This is a genomic window from Shewanella sediminis HAW-EB3, assembly GCF_000018025.1.
In the GTDB taxonomy this organism is placed as follows: domain Bacteria; phylum Pseudomonadota; class Gammaproteobacteria; order Enterobacterales; family Shewanellaceae; genus Shewanella; species Shewanella sediminis.
The window spans coordinates 2,510,219-2,532,770 of sequence record NC_009831.1 but is presented as its reverse complement, the minus strand read 5'-3'; the positions used below and the strand labels follow the sequence as shown (position 1 = coordinate 2,532,770).

The window sequence follows — 22,552 nt, the reverse complement described above, 5'->3', positions numbered from 1 at the left end:
GTGAACTCTCGTAAAACAGTTATTAATAATATAAAGCACTCGTGTTAGAGATCATACTCATCACTGTGCATTTTGTGACTCATGGCGTCATATTTATCTTCGCCAGCCCCCGACAGGCATAGAGTTGGGGCTGGCGTGCTTTTATCGGGGATATAGTTAGAGGCAGCTATGAATATTATGCCTGTTCAAACTTGATTTCAGCTAAAACTGTTTGCAAAACATCGGTTAGCCTGACCCACTGTTTTTCATCTGCAGGAAGACCAAAGCGTAGGGCATCGCGCTCATCGGTTAACCGCGTCAATATCCCATGTTGACACAGTCGTTCGTGCCACAGAGGCGCCTTCGACAGATGGACGCATTGAAATAGCGAAGTACCGACAACCGGCGCCTCTAGACTTGATAACAACTGACACAAACGCTCACTCGATTGGTTTAGCCGATTAATCTGCATCTGCTGCCACTCTATATCGGTAAAAGCCCGGGTACAGACAAATCTGGCGGGGCCATTGAGGCACCAGGGACCTAATCGTTCCAGCATGGCTAGCCTCACCCTCTGTGATGCAAAGACGAATCCAGCTCTGATTCCCGCCAGGCCAAAAAACTTTCCTATCGATCGCAAGATGACCAAATTTGGGCTAACGACTGAGTTCAGGCTTGCGTCTGGTGTCATATCCATAAACGCCTCATCGACAACCAGAAAGCCACCTTTTTCCGACAACACCTCTAACCAGACCTTGAGTTGAGCTGCAGGGATTAGACCTGCGGCCGGATTATTGGGGTTAATAACCAGCAAGACATCACATCGGTCTATCTGCTTTGGCGTTGGCCGTTGGTCAGATTCAGGGACTCTCACATCATTACTCTCGCAAGTATTAACGCCACCATTCTCACCTGTATGACCCTTCTTGCATTCTCCATGCTCACAATTATTACCATAGTATTCTATCTGCCATCCCCGCAGTCGCCATGCCCTTTCATGTTCCTTATACCCCACCTTAGGCAGCAATACTCTGCCGGGACCTTCGCGCATGTCTGCAAGCACTTGGGGCAGACACTGAATTGCCGCCTGAGAGCCGGCGACAGGCAAGGCATTGTGGCCGCCATAATAACGGTCGGCCGCCGGAATTAAGCCATCTTCCTCCTCCGGTAATCGATTCCAGCACGACGGCGGAACATCCGGCACAGGGTAGTGCCATGGACTCACGCCGGTAGACAGGTCCAGCCAGTCTGACTCGTCGATTCCATACTTTTCAGCCACATCCCGAAGGCAGCCACCATGATGCAATAAGGTCATAACACTCTCTCAAATAAAGCCAATATCAATAACAGTGCAAGCCAATAGACAGCACTTAACCATACGAGACGACACGCTCGTGGAATATCGCCGGCTTGAACCGGTCTGCCTGAACCAAGCAGAGGTTTATCACAGCGATAACCATCATATTCGGCCGCGCCTCCCATAGTAATATTCAGGCTGCCAGCTCCGGCGGCCATCACGACACCACCGTTGGGACTGGCACATTGAGGTGCCTGCTCACGCCAGCAACTCAGTGCGAGTGTGACGTTACCTCCCAGTGCATAAGCCAATGCACATAGGCGTGCAGGGATATAATTTAACAGGTCGTCAAATTTTGCCGCTCCCCACCCAAAGTGAAGATAGGTCTGGTTTTTATAACCCCACATGGCGTCTAAGGTATTACTAAACCGATACACCAGCGCACCGGGTAATCCGGCGACACAAAACCAAAATAGTGCGCCGAACAGTGCATCGTTGCCATTTTCCAGTACCGATTCAAGGGTCGCATTGACAACCTGTTGTTCGGTCAAGTTTTCAGTCTTACGGCTGACAATCATACCGACCTTCTTCCTTGCCAAATCTAGATCGCCATGTTGTAGCGCCTGCCCCACGGCATTGCCATGCTCAGACAGGCTGCGACCACCGATAACCAGATAGAGGACAAGGGCATCGAGCCACCAAAGACGCGAAGCCCAGAGGAAAGGTAATATCGGTAATAACACCAATATCACCGCCAATACCCCCCTCACCTTTGTCGGACGCCAGAGAGTACGCTTAACCCATCCCGCATAACGCCCCAGCCCAACTAAAGGATGAAAACGAGTCATCTCACCCAATACTCTGTCGAGCACTAAAGCCAGTGCGACGATACCGGCACTATAGAGGGGATCAGGCCACATGGCGGTTCTGCTCCACCGTCAACATAGACAACTGCTGGCCGATATCATCGAATGCCACCAGATGATGCGCTATCCCTTGTTGGCGCAACACTTGCGCAAGCTCAGGCCTTGTCGTCACCAGATATCGCCAGTTAAAGAGATCGGGCCGCGCTAAAATCATCTCCATGACGGCACTATCATCCACCCAACAGATATCCAGCTGCCCCATAGAAAATTTGGGCGCCGTGACGTTCAGCTGACAGCCACATAATCCGGCATCCTGTTCACTGGATACTAAGGACAATGAGGAGCCAGGTGCCTCTTCATTTTCATCGATAAAAATGCCGTAGCGGGCCAAATAACACTGAGCGGATCGCTTACCCGATATTTGCCATGGCCAGAGGCGGATATCCATCTTATGCTCCCCTGCCGTGGCCATCAGAGCCTTGGCTGCATCTTCATCGGCAAGCCAGAGTGTCGTGGATGCCATAATGCGATTCCAATCGAAGGGATTAAAGCCGCATTCCATCTCGACTCCCGGCCCCCTTATCACCTCGGCGCCGATAACGCGCAAGGTTTCAGCCATCTCTTCGTGTTGACTTGGTACCATCACCGAACGCCCGGCCAAAAGTAACTTGCTGCGCCAATCCAGCTCCGATGAGAGCTCGACCACCTGGCCCATGATCACCAATACAGGACTGCCGTCGCTGTGAATATCGGCATCCATCACCTCATCGACCTTACCTAAGGTCGTGGTGAGTAACTTCTGTTTATAGCTGGTTGCCGATGAGACCAGCGCCACCGGCGTGTCCGGATCGCGTCCTTCGGCAATCAACTTCGCCGCATGAAGAGCCAACTTCTTAGCCCCCATATACAGCACTAAGGTGCCGGAGCTCTTGCCCATAGAGGCCCAACTGGTCAGAGTTTTAGAGGGCCTGTGACCACTCACGAACGTCACATCCGATGCCATACCATTGCTGGTCAACGGGAACCCTGCATAGGCGGCTGCCCCCAAGGCGGAAGTGATCCCGGGAACTATCTCATAATCGATACCGTGATGACTCAGACTACGACACTCTTCGGTAGCTCGCCCGAAGATAAAGGGATCGCCGGACTTAAGGCGCAATACCGTCTTACCCGCCAAAGCCTCGGCAACGACATCCGGGTGCATGCCATACTCGATGCTGCTGCCACAATACCCACGGTAGCCCACGGGCATCATCTCCTTTTCGGCTGGCACCAAAGATAGAATAGCCGGACTGACAAGCAGGTCATAACAGACCACATCACAGGAGGACATCAACTTTATCGCACGCCAGGTCAGAAGACCGGGATCTCCCGGGCCAGCTCCAACCAGAAACACTTTTCCTGGATTCATGAGTTCGCCTCCACATTTCTGGCACGACGAAAACCATGAGAAAATGTGTTGTCATAGAGTTTTGAATCGTTAAAGTCTTTTTCTTGCAAAACTTTACTGACAATGATCATGGCCGTCGCTTTTATACCCGCGGCCTCTACTTTCTCGGTAATATCATCTAAAGTGCCACGAATGATCCGCTGCTCAGGGTGAGAGGCTTTCTCGACGACGGCGATAGGCCAATCATCTGAATAGACCTCTTTTAGCTCACGTACCACTTTGCGGATAAGACTAATAGAGAGAAATAGGCATAGTGTCGCTTCATGTTTTGCTAATGACTTAAGATTCTCTTTGTCCGGCACGGGCGTTCGACCGGAGGCACGGCTCAAGATGATGGTTTGGCATACCTCTGGCAAGGTTAATTCCTGGCCCAATGCAGCGGCACTTGCCTGAAAGCTGCTGACCCCCGGAACGACTTGCCAGTCAATATCCAGATCATCGAGCCTGCGAGTGGTTTCGGCAAGGGAGCTATAGATAGAGAGATCGCCCGTCTGTACTCGTGCCACATCTTGATTATTATCATCTGCCTGCTTACATACAGAGACGATCTCATCGAGATCCATAGCTTCAGAGCTTAAAACCAGTGCATCTTCGTTTGCACGGGCCACGACCTCGGCCGGGACCAAAGATCCCGTATAAAGAACAACCGGACAGCGCTCGACTAATTTAGCCCCTTTAACTGTGATCAGATCTGGATCTCCTGGGCCTGCACCAATAAAGTATACGGTCATGCTAATTCTCCTACTTCTGTATTAAGGCTTCTGCCACGTTTCTGGCCCGGTTTTACGGATCCATTTTCGAAATCATATTTTCGGCTGTAGCCGCGAGGGGTGATGATCTTGTCACCAAATCGGTAACTTTGACTGTTGCCTATGATCACCGCAGCTGTCATACCAAATTCACACTCTATAAAGTCGCCAAGTGTCGAAATAGTGATAGTTTGTTCCTCACGATAAGCATCTTTCACAATGGCGACCGGCGTCGCGGCATCACGGTGCTTGAGTAAGATATCCCTAGCGATGCGAATGTGTTCCTGACGACGACGTGAACGAGGGTTATAAAAAGTGATCGCGAAATCCGCCACGGCGGCCGCGGCGACCCGACGCTCGATCAATTCCCAAGGGGTCAGTAGATCAGAAAGTGAAATAGTGCAGCTATCATGACCTAAAGGGGTGCCTACCAAAGATGCACAGGATGTAGCCGCCGTCACACCGGGGATCATATGAACCTTTAACGCAGCCCCTTCATTCCAACCATTATGCTGAAGCAGTTCATAAACCAAAGACCCCATGGCATAGATACCGGCATCTCCCGATGACACGACCGCAACTTTACGTCCGCTTAATGCTTGTTCCACGGCAACTCTTGCTCGTTCCACTTCACTGGTCATACCGTTAGCAGTGATATCTTGATCGGTAATCACAAAATGCAGAGAGTCGATATAGGGCTTATAACCCACGACGGAGTCCGCGGCCTCGATAGCTTCACGCGCCATCGGGGTCAGTAATTTTTCACTGCCGGGACCAATACCCACGATACTCAAGGTGCCGTTCATTATTGGCTTGTCGTTCATAGTTAACTTGTCGCTCATGCTCGAGAGGCTCCTAATTTAAGTAAACATTCAGAGGTTTGCTCTATGAGGGCCTCTTTAACTTCCGGTAGGTCTAACAGGCAGAACCTGTCTCCGCTTATGGCCTGAGCCGTCTCAACTTGTGTACATTGGCGCAGATCATCGGCGATATTCTTCACATCATTCTCGAAGTGATTGCCCGAGACCAGCAGCAGGGGAATGAGCCGGACTTTACCGGCACCGGTAAATTTAGCCTTGAGGGTATTGGCGATCAGCGGGTAGGGATTTGCCCCTTCCAGAGAGCAGGTCAAATTGCGCTCAGATAAGTTTTTCAATAAAGATTCGGCATACCAGATACTGCTATAACCCGGTGCATCCAGATTAGGCGCGCCATGGTAAATAAACAGGTTGTATTCGTCCTCCTTGGAGGGAAATCGGTCATTGAGCGCCGCTAATATCCGGTTGGCGTATTTGACTTGATTGATTATTGCCGAAGTGTGCTCGATTTTTGACAGACTGAAAGCCTTAAACCCTTCGATGGTTTTAGTCACCTGTTGGTGCTCTTCTGTCGGAAACAGGTAACAGGAGACTACGCAGATGCGTTGATACCCGGCGCGGTCGAGAGCGGCGAGTTGCTCTGGAAGCGTCTTAAGTTCAGGGCTTGCCAGTTTCTTTAGCACGCTGCGTGAGCTCAACGCCATAAACAGATCGGTATCGAGAAATTGAGCCGTATACAGCTTACGCAGTGCTTCATATTTTGCCTGCTGATTGACAGAGCCAAAGCAACACAAGACTATAGCCGTGCCCTTGTTATAATGTCGCAATCTTTTCATCTATTTCTTTATCCTTAAACATTAACGTAGTGCGCTTTGCACTTTGATCAGCCCGGCCTTACCTGCACCGATCACCAGTACTCGTAGTGGTGTCGTCAAAATAAGCGGCATCATGCTGCCACCTCTTGCTCACTCAGGTATTGGCTCGGCAACAATGTTTTTAGAGGCATGTTTGTGACTAATGCCTGAAACACCTCTTTCCACTGTTCATCCGTTAGCTTGTCGACTTTTTGCAGCCATAAGGCATGATTTACACTCAGCTCTGTCTGACTCTTGCCTTGATAAATCACCATAGGAACCAGCTTGCGACAACAACCCAAACAGTGACTACGGCTCACCTTTATTCGTTCGGCTCCCCTCGCGAATCCAAACTGCTTTAATAAGGTACGAAGGTGATGAGCTAACCCCGTCTGGCCTGGCACATCGCAGCGCCCCCCTTCACACACAATCAGATGATACAGATAGTGTTTTATGGGGCGATTAGGACAGGCCTTCATGGGTTTGTGGCTGGAATGGAGCTTGTCAGCTTGATGAGATTGCGACAGCGGGAAGTCACGGCGGCAGGCGGCTAAGGTCATATTGAAGCCATCGAATTTAAACTTACTCTTAGGGATCAAGAGCTCGCTTCGCCCGGATGCATGCAGGCACGCCGCCTCAGCAACCGAAGATACACCGATACATCGCTTAACAGTTTCAGACGGGGTCTCAACCCCCACCACCTTCTCAAGTGTCTGTGGATTAAAGGTATTGAAGGGACGATTTAATCGATTCGCCGCTGCAATTATCCCGGCTTCATCAGCTTTCAGATCGATAGAGGCCAGTTCGGCGATAGCATCGATCGCAAGCGAGTTGTCAGCCATAAATTTGGCCAGGCCTCGTTCAATCACGCTTTGTGGGGTGTTGCGATCACAGCCAATACCGATAAACAGCGACCTGGGACGCCATACCACCAGCGCCAGCTCGGCACTATCGGCTAACTTTGGCTCAAGATCAGTCTTGTCAGAGATAAGGATCCCAGCCTTCACATCTTCTTGTTGCAGGCGCTGCGGATCTTCGGTCAGTTCCAGATGCTCGGGTAAAGGCCGCGCCTGCCTCCACCAGCTGCGTTCACCGCTCAGCTGACAGATAAGGACGGGTTTAGCGTTGACGATGGCCGCACTGACTGAAGTAATCGATTTCTCGTAACTCGGGTCCAGGGTCCAACCAAGATGCGCTCCCATCATGTCTGCCGATAGGGTCTGCGCACAATCTGATGCAGTTGTGACAACCGACTCACCACCTAAGAGATATGCCACGCGCTCGCTTAGCACGTTAGCACCGCCGCGGTGGCCTCCACAAAATGCAACCGCGTGAAGCCCCCGCTCATCGACGCAGACGACGGCCGGATCGGTGCGTTTGTCGACCAGACGAGGAGCAATGCTCCTGGCGGCGATACCGACACTAAACAGGCAAATATGATGGCTATAGCGGTGAAATTGTCGGTCAAAGTGAGCTGACAACGGCAGGCTGAACCCGGTCTCAGAGTCCTCTATCGCAAATTGGTCGCCGATAAAGAGCTCTACCTCCGGCATCACTTCAGCCAGCTGACGGGCAAGCGCTACGCCATTTTTAGTAATGGCATGTACCGCAACTGACATTAGGCCAGCCCACCGTGGCGTAACACCCCTTTACGTACCCGAACCGATAGCTGCACGGTGGCGAAGTAGCAAAACTCTTCGGGAACCTCTCTCAAGTCCGTAAACACCCGCTGACGAGGGTCAGTCGCATAGGAGACATAGGTTGCACACTCCAGCAGTCCCAGTGGTTCCAATACCTTGATCAGCTCCGGCACCATGCGGCCACATTTAAGCAGCAAAATGGTATCGAACTCTTTGACCAGCTCAGTCAGGATGCTGACTCCATAAGTCGCCGGAACAACACAGAAACGCTCTTCCCCATCACAGAGCGGGATCTGAGTCGCCGCGGGTACCGCAGTTAATGAGGTGACACCCGGAACAATTTCAACCTCAAGTTCTTTGAAATGCTCGCTTAATTCCTCCTGCAGATAGGCCCAGGTGCTAAAAACAGATGGATCGCCCTCGGTGATGAAGGCCACATCTTTGCCCGCCTTGAGGTGCTCGGCAATGGTAGCCGCGCCCTCTCGCCAAGCCGGAACGGTGATCGTGTGGTCTTTACTCATCGGGAACCACAAATAGCTACGCTGTCCCTGCATTTGATCTTCATCGATGGCGCCGCGTACGATTGACCAGGCAAATGAGTCCTGCTGGCCCCGGTTCTTCTCGGGAATGGCGATAACATCGATGGTTTTCAATAACTCTACCGAACGAAGTGTCATCAATGAGCTGTCGCCAGGCCCAACACCTATGGCATAGAGTTTTCCGATTTTCTGGGTCATGTGTTATTGCCTTCTTTAGTGATCACAAACAGGTGAATAGGATTTTCAGCCTGATAACGCTGGTAATGCGCTAATGGCTGCGAGACTGAACTTTGCAACATCATGACTTCATACTGATATTGCTTCGATTTACATAGTTGAAAGAACTCGCTGACGCTGTCTAAAGTGATGGCAGAGAGGATCAATTTTCCGCCAATGCTCAGTCGACTCATGGCATGTTCGACTATGGCGTCAATCTGCCCGCGACTGCCGCCGACAAATACGGCATCTGGGGCGGGTAATTCATCTAACCCTAAAGGCGCCTTACTCTTAACTAGTGTGAGATTATCGACTCTGTGACGCTTCTGGTTTTGCCCGATCACGTCGAAACATTGGGGGTTACATTCCAGGGCATAGACATGGCCATTCCAGGCCTGCTTCGCTGCTTCTATGGCGATGGAGCCTGAGCCTGAACCTATATCCCAGACAACGCTGCAGGGGGTTAACCCTAAACGCGCCACAACTAGCGCACGAGTAATTGCCTTAGTTATCAAACCATTTAATGGGGTAAGCACCTGATAAGCACTATCCGGGCAATGCGTTGCCAAGCCCCCCCAATACGCTTGCCCCTGACGCTGCAGGAGTAATACGTTGAGAGACTCAATATCATCTGTAGATGTCGCGGCTAACTCCTGGACAGTGAACTCCCTGATACGCTCTTTACTGCCTCCCAGGTGCTCACACAGAACCAGACGCCAGAGGGTTTCATCATAGCTAAGCAGATGTCTGGCTATGGCCACTGGATTGTGATCATTGTCGGTAAGCAGCGCAAAATGATCTCCCTGCTGCATGCGGGCTACCATCCCCGTAATAGCGCGGCCATGCAGAGAGATAACCTTGACGTTATCCGATGGGATCAAGGCTTTGGCGCAGGCCAGTTGCACACTGCTGGGCGAGGTGATCACCTCTACATTTATCGCGGCATCTACAGCTGCAACCATGGCAAGTAGCCGTTTACCTATCCCGAAAAACAGGGGGTCTCCGGAGGCTAGCACGCAGATATCTTTATCTTTTGCCGCCTCTACGATTTGAGTAAGGTATCCATTGAGGCCACTGACAAACGATAATTTTTCACCACAGAACTGAGGGAAGAACTCAAGATGACGTGTGGCGCCGGCCAGTAACTCTGTTTGAGCTACCGCGTTAATGGCGCGACTGGTTAAACTAACGCAACCATCATCGCCGATTCCAATTAAGGTAATACTGCCCGTCATCTCGCCGCCTCAACCATGAGGGCATGCAAGCTGGATACGATTAACGGGCTGCCCCCCTTACGTCCCACTGACGCAATATATGGCACCTTGTCTTGTCCAACCAGGGCCTCTTTCGACTCGATGGCTTTCACGAACCCTACCGGTATACCGATAATCAGTGCGGGTTTGACCTCTCCGGCCTCGACCATTCTGAGCAGTTCAAATAGCGCAGTGGGCGCATTACCGACGCCAACGATCCCACCATCGAGCAAGCCCAGATCTCTGGCCTTACGCATGGCCTCCACGGCTCGGGTGCCACCGGATGCTATCGCGCGGGTAACCACATCTTCATCGCTGATAAAGCAGTGGGCCTGGTTACCAAATTGATCCATTCTTCGACCGCTCAAGCCGGCGGTGATCATCGAGACATCGGCCACGATAGGGCAGCCATTTTTAATCGCCTGCAATGCAGAATCGATAGCGTCAGCACTGAATTGAAACAGCTTGGCGAACTCGAAGTCTCCACTGGTATGAATGGCGCGCCGCACCACAGACCATTGCTGAGAGGTAAATTGATGACCGCTGTAGTGGTCGGCGATCTCGGCATCGATGATCGAGAATGAACTGGCTTCGATATCTCTGCCCTTCGTGGTTATCTGCTTCATAGGGTCCATCAGTAGTCTCCGTGTGTAGCCTGAGCTAATGTCGCGCCGTCAAAATCTATAAGACGTACAGATACGGCTAATTTTTTATGGGCATAATTGAAACTGTGAATTGCGGCTTGCTGACAGATGTCTGTCAGGAAAGCTTGTCTGAACTCTTGGTGCTCGACGATGGACAGAAGCTGGCGCCCTGTACGAGCCTGCGTTACCGACCGTAATAAAGATGAGTCATCACAATGCGTAGTCAGTAAACCGCCCAGCCTTTCAAAATCGACCTGCCTGCCCGTGACGTGGGTCATCATGGTTCCGCAGGCTAATTTACAAAGCTTGCCAATCATCACCACTAACTCGACGCGGTTCATGGCATATTTGGCACTGGCACGCAGTCCCACGCCGATAAAATCACCCGCCTGGATAAATGATGTTTGCGGCAGTTCTGAGTGAATAATCATCGCCTGCTTCTCGGTGCGACTTCCTGTCGTTAACACCATATGTCTCAGGTTCTGATTGGCTGCAACTTGAACTCCCTGTCGCACCGAGGCGGCGTAGGCAGAGGTCGAATAGGGATGAACCGTGCCTCGGGTACCCAAAATCGAAATACCACCTTTCAAGCCCAGCCTCTCACCTATTGTCTGTTTCGCGAGCGCTTCTCCACCGGGTACACTTATGGTGACGTCGGCCCCACTGAAGCCGTGATGAATAAGTAAGGGAATCAGGTGTGATTCGATCATCTGCCGTGGGATTGGGTTGATGGCAGGCTCTCCGACACCGAGTTCCAGGCCCGCTAAGGTGATGGTTGCAACCCCAGGCCCTGCAATGAAACGCACGCCGGGTCTATGGCTGACACAGACTCTGGCAATAATTTCTGCACCATGGGTACAATCGGGATCGTCGCCGGCATCTTTGACCACGCCGGCTGTGGCAAAGTCCTTCCCCGCCTGGTGATGCAATAACCTGAATTTAGCCCGCTCACCAATAGGTAACAGGATAGAAACCTCGGCAGCTGAAGTGGGATCGAATAATCGCGTTAAGGCTCCCAACGCTGCAGCAGTTGCGCAGGCGCCGGTGGTATAGCCCTTTCGAAGCTCACTGCCATGCTGACTACGACGAATTTTAGTTACCGTCACACCATGACTCCACCGATGGGATCGGCAGCAATATTAAGATTTAAAGTGTTAAGGTTTGAAATGTTCCACATCTTAATTTGTCCCAAAGGATAAAAGATGCTGAAAACCAGGTAGGTAAAAACACGAATGAATTCACAAAACCGAGAGCGCCCGCCCAGTTTTACAGCTGCAATATCAAGGCGGGTATCCTGACTCCTGGATCTATGCTTGCTGCGCCTTCCCGACTACCGTCAGTGGCTTTGCAGCTAGCTCCTCAGTTACAGTTGCGGGTACAGTCCGGAATTTACATCCGGTTCCCCTTTAAGCCGTGCGGCTCCCTGATAATGTTAAAATTTTATAATGAAACTGATCTGAGCTTCACTGTGACTTTTCACAGTAAAATCAGCAGAGGGAGTAAAGTGGGATCTTGCTCTAATTAATTGCAGCATCGATGAGTACGCTTATCAACCAAGTTATTCGATAGCAGCAAAGATAATCATCCAATAAACATAAGCTTATTAACAATTAAAGCATTTATCAGTTCAGAAGTAGTTCGCGACTGTAAAATCCCTTCGCTTGTAGTAGGCTTTAATACACCAGTTAAAAGTGATGAAACCACTATGAAAATGTTGATCTTGAACGGTAAGAAAGCCGGCCTTGCAGAGATCCGCCAATCTGTTTATCAGTTACGTTCACTGGGACACGATCTCTTAGTGCGCTGTACCTGGGAAGAGGGTGATGTCGCCAGGTTCGTCGATGAAGCGATAAACCTGAATGTGACTCGTATCATTGCCGGAGGCGGTGACGGTACGGTCAATGAGTTAGCCGATACACTCGCTAAACGTTCCAGGCGATTCGACAACGCCAACTCAGAGGACGTTCTACTTCCAGAAATAGCGATACTGCCTCTGGGGACCGCCAATGATTTTGCTACGGCGTGCGGGATCCCAACTCAAATTGATGCGGCACTGGAACTGGCTGTTAATGGCACGGCTCAGAGTATCGATCTGGCTATGGCCAACGGCAGGTATTTCATCAACGTCGCCTCGGCAGGCTTTGGTGCACAGATAACTGTTGAAACCCCTGTCGAGTTAAAAAACTTGTTAGGCGGACAAGCCTATTTCATCTCAGGTTTACTCCAGGCAATGAAGTTCACCCCTTACGAGGGAAAAGTCACCGCCAGGGGAGTGGATGGAAACTTGCTCTCTGTGCAGGGAGCAGGCTTGATGGGAGCGATTTGTAACGGTCGTATGGCCGGCGGCGGGCAGCAGCTAGCCCCTCATGCCTATCTCAATGATGGTCTGCTGGATGTATTACTGCTTGAGCACTTCCCGCCAACCGCGCTGAAACAGGTTGTCGATGAGTTATTGGACCCGACCCTGGATGGTGAGTATGTACAACGTTTTCAGGCAACGGAAGTGGAGATACAATCGACACAGCCTCTTCCCGTCAATCTGGACGGTGAACCTACCAGTGATATAAAACACAAATTTTCTATTCTGCCGGCGGCGATAAAGCTTGTCTTACCCGATGACACTCCAATCTTAATGACAAGCGTATAGTAATGCCAGGCCGTTAAGCTTAGCCCAGAGTTAGATAACTCGATGACTAATACACCCGGTACGCCCGGCGCCTGCCAAAGATAATGATTGTCTTGATGGCAATTATTATTTGCGGCCCACAGGCGCAACCGGACTGACACATTTGTAAAATCATTTTATTTCACACAAGAGTCATTAAGATGTCACTCAGTGACAGATCTTAACTCTAAGACCCCCCGCAAAATATAGGGCTCAGCCTTGATCTCGGCTATCAATTTATTTCAACACCCTGAATATTTGCGATTATACAGACCCGGTATGAGGGCTAGGCGATTCGGCGGCACTTAACGCGGCACATGAGTGTAAACAGTCTAATTATCCTACTAAATTTAAGGAGATTTATTCTACATATCAGGTACACTCATAGCTATGCCTATCGATGGGGAAAGTGAATGAGTCAACGTACACTGCATACTTTGTTTAAACCAAAATCTGTCGCCATTATCGGAGCCTCCAATACCGAAAAACGTGCAGGTAACGTGGTGATGAAAAACTTGCTTGCAGGTGGCTTTTCTGGCCCCATCATGCCGGTAACCCCTAAGTATGAAGCGGTACTCGGCGTACTCGCCTACCCCAATATCGAAGCCCTCCCCCTAAAACCCGATCTGGCCATCATCTGTACAGCCGCTTTTCGTGTACCCGGTGTCGTGGAAACCTTGGCTCAGTTTGGCTGTAAAGTGGCCATCATAATGGCCTCCGGCATGGCCAGCCATTTCAACGATGAAGGAGTAAGTTTCCTGGAGGAGGCGCGGCTCAATGCGAAGCGCTATGGCATGCGTATACTGGGTCCTAACAGCCTGGGAATGATGCTGCCAAACCTCGGCTTAAACGCGAGCCTAGCTCATGCCAGTGCCCTGCCCGGCAAAATTGCATTTGTGTCCCAATCGGCGGCGATATGCACAACCGTACTCGATTGGGCCAATAATAAGGGGATCGGCTTCTCTTCGTTTATCTCATTAGGCGATGCGACCGATATCGATTTCGACGAGCTGCTGGACTATCTGGGCCGGGACTCGAGAACCAACGCAATCATGCTCTATGTCGATTCCATTAATGAAAAACGTCACTTCCTGTCGGCGGCTCGGGCCGCCTCACGCAATAAACCCATCTTGGTGATCAAATCGGGTCGTAGCTTAGAGGGCACAAACGCCGCTAAACTCCACACAGGTGGTGTAACGGGTAACGATGCCGTTTATGAAGCCGCTTTCAGGCGTGCCGGAATGCTCAGAGTCAACGATCTTATCGAACTGTTTGCCGCCGTCGAAACCCTCGCCCACTCCTCCCCTCTGCTTGGTGAGCGACTCGCTATCGTCACCAACGGCGGCGGACCCGCAGTACTCGCCCTGGATCAACTCATGCTTGGTGGTGGAAAATCTGCCAGCCTCAACAGCAATACTTTAAACTTACTCGATGAGCTACTTCCCTCAACCTGGTCCGGTCAAAACCCGATAGATATTGGCGGGGATGCCGATGCTAAGCGCTACACCAAAGCGGTTGAGATAATGATGGACAGCGATGACGCCGATGCGATCCTGGTGCTACATTCCCCTTCGGCGCTGGGGGACAGTGTCGAAATAGCCAATGCACTCGTAGAGATGGTTGCCAAGCATCCTAAGAGGAACAAGGTCAACGTGCTCACCAACTGGAGTGGTGAAGATTCGGCGTATCCGGCCAGAAAACATTTTAACCGAACAGGGATCCCGACCTATAGAACACCCGAAGGTGCCGTCGGTGCATTTATGCATATGGTCGAGTACCGCAGAAACCAGAAATTACTGCAAGAGGTCCCCCAATCTATACCGGATAATATTCCTACCAATGCAGAACAAGCCAGAGCACGACTCGCTAAGGCGCTTGGACTAGGTAAGAGGATTCTTGAGACACATGAGTCTCAGGAGATCCTCAGTGCCTATGGACTCAATACTATCGACACCTATGTCGCCAACACCCCGGAAGATGCGGTGACTGTGGCCAATAAGATTGGCTATCCGGTGGCAGTCAAGGTTCAGTCGCCAGACATACACCATAAATCAGATGTGCATGGCGTAATGCTCAACCTGACGTGCGAAGATGAAGTGATCCAGGCGGCAACGGCTATCCGATCACGGGTACTATTAACCAACCCCGATGCCAAACTTGAGGGGCTGATAGTACAGAAGATGGCATTAACCGCGGGTGCACAGGAGATCCGGGTTGCAGTCATTAACGATCCCGTCTTTGGACCGGCGATCTTACTGGGTGAAGGCGGCTCAGAATGGGAACCGACTAAAGATGCGGTGGTAGCACTTCCCCCATTGAATATGACGCTTGCCCGCTATATGGTGATCCAGGCGCTAAAAACACAGAAGTTACGAGACCGACATCTTCCATTAGGGTTAAACATGCACGCCCTGTGTGTCATGTTAACTCAGATTTCTCATTTGATAATTGACTGTCCCGAAATTTCCAGTCTCGACCTTAACCCTGTGCTGTGCGCAGGTGAAAACGTCACGCTTCTCGATGTCAATATTCAGCTCCACGACACACCAGTGGACAATGCATCCAGGCTAGCGATATCGCCCTACCCCAAAGAGCTGGAGCAAGCAGCCACCCTAAAGAATGGTCGGGATGTCATGCTCAGACCCATTTTGCCTGAGGATGAACCTAAACATTTGGCCTTCGATAACTCCCTATCCGACGAAGACAGATACAAGCGTTACTTTGGCGTTCGCTCTAAGATGACCCATGAAGAGATGGCGGTACTGACACAGATTGACTATGCACGCGAGATGGCCTTTATTGCTACCGCTAAAGGTGATGACGGCGAAGAGATAACACTGGGGGCGATCAGAGCCTCTATCGATCCTGATAATACCGAGGCCGAGTTTGCCATGGCAGTCAGAAGCGATCATCAGGGACAAGGACTGGGCAAGCTGCTGCTTGAAAAGTTAATCACCTACTACAAAGGCAATGATACCCAGGTACTTACCGGATTTACCATGTTCGAAAATCGTAGCATGGCTAACTTAGCCAAACGGTTAGGTTTTACGGTCACATTCGATATGGAAGAACATCTGATCAAGATGGATATGAAATTGAGATAAGCAAACTCAAACGTTAAAGTTTATTTGTTACTGTTATCAAACGAAGGCTCCGATGGAGCCTTCGTCTTAAAAAAGATGCTACTCACTTCTTACACAGTTTCTACCGCATGATTTAGCACGGTACAGGGCTTCGTCGGCTCTGACAAAGTAACTCTCTCTGTCATCACTGATATTAAGCGTCGCTGCGCCTATAGACACAGTAATCGAGCCTAAGGAGAGCTTTTTATCTTTTCCTACCGTCAATTTTCGATCGGCAATTTTACTGCGCAACTGCTCGGCAACGATCAAGGCATCGGCCAATTCAGTATCGGGGAGCAGAACAACAAACTCTTCCCCCCCGTATCTGGCTACGAAGTCGCTTCCCTTAACAGCTTGATTTAAGGCTAAGGCGATATACGTCAACACCTTATCACCAATAACATGACCATGATTATCATTGAACTGCTTAAAGTGATCGATATCGATGACCAATAAACAGCTGGATTCTTGAGTCTTGGTTAAACGCTGCATGTGTATCAGCACTTCCTCTTCGAAAGCACGACGATTATGTAAAGAGGTCAGTTGATCTGTCAGAGCCAGGACATTGAGGCTTTCCATCTCAGATTTCAATGAGTTTACCTCACTGCTCATCGCATTAAGGCTCGCCTCCATCTGCTTGTTACTGCTAATGACATTGTCCATCTCATCGACCAGGCTATCGACAAGTTTCTGTAACACATCGGCGTCAGGGCTCTGTTTTAGATCTTGATGAAATTCGGAAAGAGTATCATTCAAACTGGCGGTGCCGCTGTTCATCTGACTGATTTTCGTCAATAGATTATTAATCAGGATCTGAGTTTCAATCTGAACATTTTCAATAATTTCAGACGACTGCTCTTGAATAAAATTCTTATATAACCCTGCATTAACCTCTGTGCTAAAGGAGATGCCGTTTGAGATCAAACCGTCTATCGCCCGCTTCAAGTCCAGATTAATTCCAAGGTAATATTCATACCATACGGCGTAATTATCTGGTGTTACGGGAATATTGTGTTCAGACATCTTAGGCACCGCATGCCTGAGAATTTTTGCCGATACTTCAGTATCTGAGAGATGTTTAGCTAAGTTCATGCTTCACCGCCAAAGGGATGTTGTTATTGTTTTAACTCACCGATAGGTAACTGCGCTGTTACCTGTTCACTATACCCATGAGTTTTTTGAATTAATTTCCTTTATTTACTCTTCTCACCCTGAATAAAAAATCGCCTCCACCACCCACATCAATCATATTTAGTTACAAATCAACCAACAATTCATAACAATATAGCACATTCTTTTGTATACCTATGATAGTAAAGTGGTTAAATCAAGAATTTTTCTTAAGCAAGAGGATGGCAGCCAAATTTAGCTTCTGCGGCAAAAAACTGGAGGAGTTATGGATGAACTGTCGGTAACCTATTTGAGTGAAGGCCGATACCTTTGGGGAGTATCGGCCCGAAAAATGAAACAGGTTAAAACTCAGCATTGACCCGTTGCAAAAAACTGAGAAACTGGGCACGTTCCTCATCGGAAAACTTAGCCGTCAGTTCGCCGGTAAGCTGAAGATGAAGCGCATCATGTTCCTCATACAGCTCATGGCCTTGACTCGTAAGTTCAACAAGAATTGAGCGCCTGTCTGACTCGTGAGGTTTTCGGGTAACAAGTTCCAACTTAACCATCTTGTCTATCTGCACGGTTAAAGTACCGGTTGTCACCCCGATCTTCTCTGCCAGCTCCTTCATTCTCATCGGACCGTGTCCTCCGAGAATTTCCACCGTATGCACCAAGGGTAATGAATAGCCTTTGTCTTTAACTACCGCCTGTTCCCAGGAAGATAGTTTTTCATAAAACTCAACCATCACATGGTTAAGTTTATCTTCTGTAGACTTCATCACACTCTCTTATTTCTAATGACATACTCGTTAAGTGCATTCTGCCTGACGACAGGTATTGAGTTCAATGGTCAAATGGCTCAAGCGATCAAATTTCTTAAGTTTAGACTTAAAATAGTCGGCGTCTTTAGGCTTATGGGACACTAACGATAACGCAACCGCATAATGATCTGCACTGACACGCCAGATGTGCAGATCGGCAATCTGATGATCCTCCACCGACTCTATCTCTGCCACTATCTTGTTTTTATACTTATCTTCGATGCTGGTGTCTAACAAGATAGGTGCAGTCTGCCTTAACAGGTTCCACGCCCAACGACTGATAATCACCGAACCGACTATACCCATCACGGGATCCAACCAATTCAAGCCGTAAAGTTTACCCAACAAGAGTGCACAGATCGCCAATATTGAGGTTAACGCATCGGCGAGGACATGAAAGTAAGCCGCACGCAAGTTATGATCATGATGCCCCTCTTTCGATGAATCATTCTCATGATCTGAGTGTGCTTCAGTATGCTCATGATGGCAGTGAGAATGCTCATGATGACTATGAGAGTGTCCATGATCGTGGCCATGTCCATGGTCGTGACTATGGTGATCTTTTAGCAGAAATACACTGATCACATTGACAGTCAATCCTATCAGGGCAACCATGATCGCTTCATTAAATTGGATCTGCTGCGGATTAAATATTCGTACACCAGACTCTACCAACATGATCAGAGCCACGAGTCCTAAGGCGATAGCGCTGGTAAAGCCACCGAGGACGCTGACCTTTCCGGTACCAAAAGTAAAATTCGGATTGTTGGCGTGTTTTTTGGCATAACGATACGCAAATAGCGTGATCATAAATGCCGCCGCATGTGTCCCCATATGCCAGCCGTCGGCCAGTAACGCCATTGAACCATAGATTGTACCGGCCGCGATCTCCGCAATCATAGTGATCAAGGTGAGGTACAGCACATAGCGGGTATTACGCTCGCCATCATTGTTGATATTGGCAAACTGGTGCTGGTGTTGCCAGGCCTGAATGGAGTGAGACTTGCTGTTCATATCATCCCTATAGATCTTTTAGTTAATTAGTTTTTTCGTCGCCAGGCTCAAATTGAGTCTGAAGTTGAGCCAGAAGTGGTATGTAAAACTTCGAACTCCAAATAGTCTCGAATCAATATATCTCGAACATCAAATAGTTTGAATGCCAAACTTAACTAATAGTAATATACTTTGATAATCAAAGTATATTGTTAAATAGAAATAATCCTCATTACGTGTCTGACTTCTCAAAAAAACTTAACCCTTTTCTCAAACTGAACCGTTTATAGGGTTAACTGATTCAATTTACCTGTAATCATTTTGGCTTAATGCTATTTTGGCTTAATGATACTTAAGCAGCTATCTGCTCTTTTGGAGAACTTAATAATGACAATAATCAGACAAACGATAAAACATGCAATCACCACTTCGGCCTTAGCTGTATCACTTCTCTCATTTAGCGTACTAGCGACGAGTCCGGCGCATCCGAGCGGTCTTAATCAAAATATGATCACGTCGCAAACCTATAACGCGGCCAATTATCAGGTTCACGAAGATTCTAAGATGTTCCCGGCTCCCGCTGAAGGCATGGAGCAACATATCCTCACGCTACCACCACTCGATGATGAAGAAAATTATATGGTAGAGATACAGATAGGGCAGACCAGAATGGTTGACTGCAATAAACATGGATTATCGGGAGAACTGACACAGGATTCAGTTAAGGGCTGGGGGTATCAATTCTATAGGGTCAATCAAATCACCGATGGACCTAGTACCATGATGGCATGCTTAGACATCGCGAAGAAAGAGGCTTTCTTACAGATCCCCGGTAACCTGAAAATAAGATATGACAGCCGTTTACCTGAGGTTTTTTATCTTCCACAGGGGAGTGAAATCAGATATAGAGTCTGGCGTGTTGAGTCTGGTTTCAACACCTCTAAGCTAATCGATTAGCAATAAGCAATAAAAAGGCTATCCGAATGGATAGCCTTTCTGTACGCAATGGAAACCGAAAGATGATTCCGGATCAAGACTGTGCGCTATTTAAATACCGCTGATCGCTTCTTTACACAACTGTGTAATGCGCTCCCAATCACCCTGCTCCATCGCATCCGATGGGGCTATCCAGCTGCCACCGATACAATCGACATTTTTAAGCGCCAGGTAATCTCTGTAACTGCTAGGTGTAATGCCACCCGTTGGACAGAAGCGAATATCCGCAAGAGGACCTGAGAATGCCTTAAGAGCATTTACGCCACCCGATGCTTCGGCCGGGAAAAACTTAAAATTGGTATACCCCAATGCCATACCAGTCATCACTTCAGATATACTGGCAACACCAGGAATCAAAGGGATTTTTCCCGCCATAGCGGCCTTCAATAGACTCGGTGTTGCACCAGGTGTGATAACAAATTGAGCGCCGGCTTCTTCCGCCTGCTTCAACTGTGTTTCATTCAGAATCGTACCGGCACCGACTAAGGCATCGGGCACCTCTTTGGCAATTTTGGTTATCGCTTCCAGAGCGCAAGGTGTACGCAGCGTCACCTCGAGTACGCTAATTCCACCTGCAACGAGTGCATTGGCTAATGGCACGGCATCTTCAATCTTATTGATAACCATAACAGGAACAATAGGGCTTCGATTAAAAATATCTTGTGGTTGTAACGACCAGTTATTCTCAAGCATTGCGTAATTCTTCCTTATTAATAGTTTTCATCGATAGCGCTGGTGCAGCGTGCACCAGTTTCCGGACTACTTAAGTTTGATCTTAATGCGCCAAACAACTCTCGACCCATTCCATAACTCGTACTTCTCAGGTCTACTTTCTCAGCTTCTCGTGCTGCAATTTCTTCATCGGCGACTAACAATGTCAGCTCACCGGTTAAGGCATCGACTCTGATTAAATCACCATTTTGAACCTTAGCGATTAAACCACCGTCCAGCGCTTCCGGCGTCAGATGGATAGCCGCAGGGACCTTTCCTGACGCACCAGACATACGTCCGTCGGTTAAAAGCGCGACCTTGAAACCGCGGTCTTGCAGGGTTCCCAAAATAGGGGTGAGCTTATGCAGTTCCGGCATACCAATGGCTTTCGGACCTTGGCCCTTGACCACAACGACACAATCTTTTTCTAAATCACCGGCTTGGAAGATAGCCTCAAGCTTATTTTGATCGTCGATGACAACCGCTGGGGCTTCGACAAAACGATGAGCCTCTTGAACCGCTGACACTTTGATCACTGCACGGCCTAAGTTACCTTTAAGTAACTTGAGACCCCCGTTCGCCTGAAATGGAGTCTCAACTTTAGTCAACACTTCACTGTCCAGACTTTCGCCCAGACCGTCGACCCATTTGATTTCGCCATCAATTAATCTTGGCTCTTGGGTATAACGTCTCAATCCGTAGCCCGCGACAGTGTTGACATCTTCATGTAGCAGCCCACCATCAAGCAGTTCTTTGACCAAAAACGCCATCCCGCCTGCGGCATGGAAATGGTTGATATCGGCATGTCCATTAGGATAAACCCGAGCCAGTAATGGCACAGCATCTGATAACTCAGAGAAATCATCCCAATTGACAATCACGCCTGCAGCGCGAGCAGCGGCAACAATATGCATAGTGAGATTTGTAGAACCACCGGTCGCAAGCAATGCCACGATACCGTTTACAATCGACTTTTCGTTAACCAGTTCACCGATAGGCGTATATTGGGTGCCCATCTCGGTTAAACGACAAACCTGTTTAGCGGCAGTTTTATTGAGTACTTCTCTGAGCGGATCATCAGGATTAACAAAGGATGAACCAGGCAGTTGCAGTCCCATCACTTCCAGCATTAGCTGGTTGCTGTTAGCTGTCCCATAGAAAGTACAAGTTCCGGCGCTGTGGTAAGACTGAGATTCAGCTTCGAGCAGGGCTTTACGATCGATCTTACCTTGCGCAAATTGCTGTCTGATCCTAGCCTTTTCCTTATTCGGGATCCCTGATTTCATCGGGCCCGCAGGAACAAACAACATCGGAAGATGACCAAAACTTAAGGCGCCAATCAATAGGCCTGGGACGATCTTGTCACAGATCCCCAGTAACAAGGCACCATCAAACATGTTATGAGATAAGCCCACCGCCGTAGACATGGCGATAACTTCACGACTTAACAGGCTGAGCTCCATGCCTGGCTGACCTTGTGTCACGCCATCACACATTGCGGGAACGCCACCGGCAACCTGAGCGACACTTCCCACTTCGGCGCAAGCCTGCTTAAGCAGTGCAGGATAAGCTTCATAAGGTTGATGAGCCGACAGCATGTCATTGAATGACGTCACAATGCCAATATTGGCTTTAGTCAGTGCTTTAATCGACTGTTTATCATCGGGCTGACAGGCTGCGAAACCATGGGCCAAATTTCCGCAACTCAGTGAACTACGGTGTACCCCATTAAGCTTAGCCTCATCGAGTGCGGCCAGGTATTTAGCCCGAGTTTCTTTACTGCGAGCGATAATTCTGTCGGTAACAGATTGTACGACTGCGTGCAT

General features: G+C 49.2%; 19 protein-coding genes and 1 riboswitch. Of the genes, 3 read left to right on the top strand and 16 right to left on the bottom strand.

From position 1 onward, the window contains the following. Window positions 1-175 precede the first annotated feature (175 nt). From cobD to SSED_RS10840, 11 genes are all read right to left on the bottom strand, one after another. Window positions 176-1,294 (bottom strand): threonine-phosphate decarboxylase CobD, encoded by a 1,119-nt coding sequence (cobD, locus tag SSED_RS10890; RefSeq protein WP_012142434.1) that lies wholly within the window; start codon window positions 1,292-1,294, stop codon window positions 176-178. Next, window positions 1,291-2,196: an adenosylcobinamide-phosphate synthase CbiB gene (cbiB, locus tag SSED_RS10885; RefSeq protein ID WP_012142433.1), complete on the bottom strand. Its 906-nt coding sequence runs from the start codon at window positions 2,194-2,196 to the stop codon at window positions 1,291-1,293. The genes cobD and cbiB overlap by 4 nt, the downstream gene beginning before the upstream one ends. Then, complete coding sequence (gene cobA, locus SSED_RS23635) at window positions 2,186-3,553, bottom strand: uroporphyrinogen-III C-methyltransferase (RefSeq protein ID WP_012142432.1); 1,368 nt, start codon at window positions 3,551-3,553, stop codon at window positions 2,186-2,188. Before cobA ends, cbiB begins: the two co-directional genes overlap by 11 nt. After that, the gene (gene cobM / locus SSED_RS10875) at window positions 3,550-4,323 is read right to left on the bottom strand and encodes a precorrin-4 C(11)-methyltransferase (protein WP_012142431.1); all 774 of its coding nucleotides are present in this window, start codon (window positions 4,321-4,323) and stop codon (window positions 3,550-3,552) included. Before cobM ends, cobA begins: the two co-directional genes overlap by 4 nt. Next, window positions 4,320-5,183 (bottom strand): precorrin-3B C(17)-methyltransferase, encoded by an 864-nt coding sequence (gene cobJ, locus SSED_RS10870; protein ID WP_012142430.1) that lies wholly within the window; start codon window positions 5,181-5,183, stop codon window positions 4,320-4,322. The genes cobM and cobJ overlap by 4 nt, the downstream gene beginning before the upstream one ends. Further along, window positions 5,180-5,995: a sirohydrochlorin cobaltochelatase gene (locus SSED_RS10865; RefSeq protein WP_012142429.1), complete on the bottom strand. Its 816-nt coding sequence runs from the start codon at window positions 5,993-5,995 to the stop codon at window positions 5,180-5,182. Before SSED_RS10865 ends, cobJ begins: the two co-directional genes overlap by 4 nt. A gap of 110 nt (window positions 5,996-6,105) precedes the next feature. After that, entirely contained in the window at window positions 6,106-7,632 is a 1,527-nt protein-coding gene (locus SSED_RS10860) for a cobalamin biosynthesis protein (protein ID WP_012142428.1), read from the bottom strand. After that, window positions 7,632-8,390, bottom strand: a complete 759-nt coding sequence (gene cobI, locus SSED_RS10855) for a precorrin-2 C(20)-methyltransferase (RefSeq protein WP_012142427.1) — start codon at window positions 8,388-8,390, stop codon at window positions 7,632-7,634. Before cobI ends, SSED_RS10860 begins: the two co-directional genes overlap by 1 nt. Then, entirely contained in the window at window positions 8,387-9,643 is a 1,257-nt protein-coding gene (locus SSED_RS10850; RefSeq protein WP_012142426.1) for a bifunctional cobalt-precorrin-7 (C(5))-methyltransferase/cobalt-precorrin-6B (C(15))-methyltransferase, read from the bottom strand. Before SSED_RS10850 ends, cobI begins: the two co-directional genes overlap by 4 nt. Continuing rightward, window positions 9,640-10,296: a precorrin-8X methylmutase gene (locus tag SSED_RS10845; RefSeq protein ID WP_012142425.1), complete on the bottom strand. Its 657-nt coding sequence runs from the start codon at window positions 10,294-10,296 to the stop codon at window positions 9,640-9,642. The genes SSED_RS10850 and SSED_RS10845 overlap by 4 nt, the downstream gene beginning before the upstream one ends. Further along, complete coding sequence (locus SSED_RS10840; protein ID WP_012142424.1) at window positions 10,296-11,411, bottom strand: cobalt-precorrin-5B (C(1))-methyltransferase; 1,116 nt, start codon at window positions 11,409-11,411, stop codon at window positions 10,296-10,298. The genes SSED_RS10845 and SSED_RS10840 overlap by 1 nt, the downstream gene beginning before the upstream one ends. Window positions 11,412-11,572: 161 nt before the next feature. Continuing rightward, a riboswitch (cobalamin riboswitch) is annotated at window positions 11,573-11,746 on the bottom strand. Between the two features lie 264 nt (window positions 11,747-12,010). Here SSED_RS10840 and yegS point away from each other — a divergent pair. Both yegS and SSED_RS10830 read left to right on the top strand, forming a co-directional pair. After that, the gene (gene yegS / locus SSED_RS10835; RefSeq protein WP_012142423.1) at window positions 12,011-12,952 is read left to right on the top strand and encodes a lipid kinase YegS; all 942 of its coding nucleotides are present in this window, start codon (window positions 12,011-12,013) and stop codon (window positions 12,950-12,952) included. 431 nt (window positions 12,953-13,383) lie between these two features. Further along, entirely contained in the window at window positions 13,384-16,074 is a 2,691-nt protein-coding gene (locus SSED_RS10830) for a bifunctional acetate--CoA ligase family protein/GNAT family N-acetyltransferase (RefSeq protein ID WP_012142422.1), read from the top strand. 78 nt (window positions 16,075-16,152) lie between these two features. Here SSED_RS10830 and SSED_RS10825 read toward each other — a convergent pair whose 3' ends face one another. The 3 genes from SSED_RS10825 to dmeF all read right to left on the bottom strand — a co-directional run bounded on the left by SSED_RS10825 (window position 16,153) and on the right by dmeF (window position 19,040). Beyond that, window positions 16,153-17,184, bottom strand: a complete 1,032-nt coding sequence (locus SSED_RS10825; RefSeq protein WP_012142421.1) for a diguanylate cyclase — start codon at window positions 17,182-17,184, stop codon at window positions 16,153-16,155. A gap of 380 nt (window positions 17,185-17,564) precedes the next feature. After that, complete coding sequence (locus SSED_RS10820) at window positions 17,565-17,984, bottom strand: MarR family winged helix-turn-helix transcriptional regulator (RefSeq protein WP_012142420.1); 420 nt, start codon at window positions 17,982-17,984, stop codon at window positions 17,565-17,567. Between the two features lie 30 nt (window positions 17,985-18,014). Continuing rightward, entirely contained in the window at window positions 18,015-19,040 is a 1,026-nt protein-coding gene (dmeF, locus tag SSED_RS10815) for a CDF family Co(II)/Ni(II) efflux transporter DmeF (protein ID WP_012142419.1), read from the bottom strand. 366 nt (window positions 19,041-19,406) lie between these two features. Between dmeF and eco the strand changes: the two genes are divergently transcribed. Next, complete coding sequence (gene eco, locus SSED_RS10810) at window positions 19,407-19,976, top strand: serine protease inhibitor ecotin (protein ID WP_012142418.1); 570 nt, start codon at window positions 19,407-19,409, stop codon at window positions 19,974-19,976. A gap of 90 nt (window positions 19,977-20,066) precedes the next feature. Here eco and SSED_RS10805 read toward each other — a convergent pair whose 3' ends face one another. After that, entirely contained in the window at window positions 20,067-20,708 is a 642-nt protein-coding gene (locus SSED_RS10805) for a bifunctional 4-hydroxy-2-oxoglutarate aldolase/2-dehydro-3-deoxy-phosphogluconate aldolase (protein WP_012142417.1), read from the bottom strand. A 17-nt stretch (window positions 20,709-20,725) separates the two neighbouring features. Continuing rightward, on the bottom strand, window positions 20,726-22,552 hold the full coding sequence (gene edd / locus SSED_RS10800) for a phosphogluconate dehydratase (protein WP_012142416.1): 1,827 nt from the start codon (window positions 22,550-22,552) through the stop codon (window positions 20,726-20,728).

Coding starts and splice junctions, on each gene's coding strand:
- cobI (WP_012142427.1), bottom strand. CDS start 8,390: ATGACCCAGAAAATCGGAAAACTCTATGCCATAGGTGTTGGGCCTGGC.
- edd (WP_012142416.1), bottom strand. CDS start 22,552: ATGCACGCAGTCGTACAATCTGTTACCGACAGAATTATCGCTCGCAGT.
- cobM (WP_012142431.1), bottom strand. CDS start 4,323: ATGACCGTATACTTTATTGGTGCAGGCCCAGGAGATCCAGATCTGATC.
- SSED_RS10860 (WP_012142428.1), bottom strand. CDS start 7,632: ATGTCAGTTGCGGTACATGCCATTACTAAAAATGGCGTAGCGCTTGCC.
- SSED_RS10805 (WP_012142417.1), bottom strand. CDS start 20,708: ATGCTTGAGAATAACTGGTCGTTACAACCACAAGATATTTTTAATCGA.
- SSED_RS10820 (WP_012142420.1), bottom strand. CDS start 17,984: ATGAAGTCTACAGAAGATAAACTTAACCATGTGATGGTTGAGTTTTAT.
- cobJ (WP_012142430.1), bottom strand. CDS start 5,183: ATGAGCGACAAGTTAACTATGAACGACAAGCCAATAATGAACGGCACC.
- cobD (WP_012142434.1), bottom strand. CDS start 1,294: ATGACCTTATTGCATCATGGTGGCTGCCTTCGGGATGTGGCTGAAAAG.
- cbiB (WP_012142433.1), bottom strand. CDS start 2,196: ATGTGGCCTGATCCCCTCTATAGTGCCGGTATCGTCGCACTGGCTTTA.
- yegS (WP_012142423.1), top strand. CDS start 12,011: ATGAAAATGTTGATCTTGAACGGTAAGAAAGCCGGCCTTGCAGAGATC.
- dmeF (WP_012142419.1), bottom strand. CDS start 19,040: ATGAACAGCAAGTCTCACTCCATTCAGGCCTGGCAACACCAGCACCAG.
- SSED_RS10825 (WP_012142421.1), bottom strand. CDS start 17,184: ATGAACTTAGCTAAACATCTCTCAGATACTGAAGTATCGGCAAAAATT.
- SSED_RS10865 (WP_012142429.1), bottom strand. CDS start 5,995: ATGAAAAGATTGCGACATTATAACAAGGGCACGGCTATAGTCTTGTGT.
- eco (WP_012142418.1), top strand. CDS start 19,407: ATGACAATAATCAGACAAACGATAAAACATGCAATCACCACTTCGGCC.
- SSED_RS10850 (WP_012142426.1), bottom strand. CDS start 9,643: ATGACGGGCAGTATTACCTTAATTGGAATCGGCGATGATGGTTGCGTT.
- cobA (WP_012142432.1), bottom strand. CDS start 3,553: ATGAATCCAGGAAAAGTGTTTCTGGTTGGAGCTGGCCCGGGAGATCCC.
- SSED_RS10830 (WP_012142422.1), top strand. CDS start 13,384: ATGAGTCAACGTACACTGCATACTTTGTTTAAACCAAAATCTGTCGCC.
- SSED_RS10845 (WP_012142425.1), bottom strand. CDS start 10,296: ATGGACCCTATGAAGCAGATAACCACGAAGGGCAGAGATATCGAAGCC.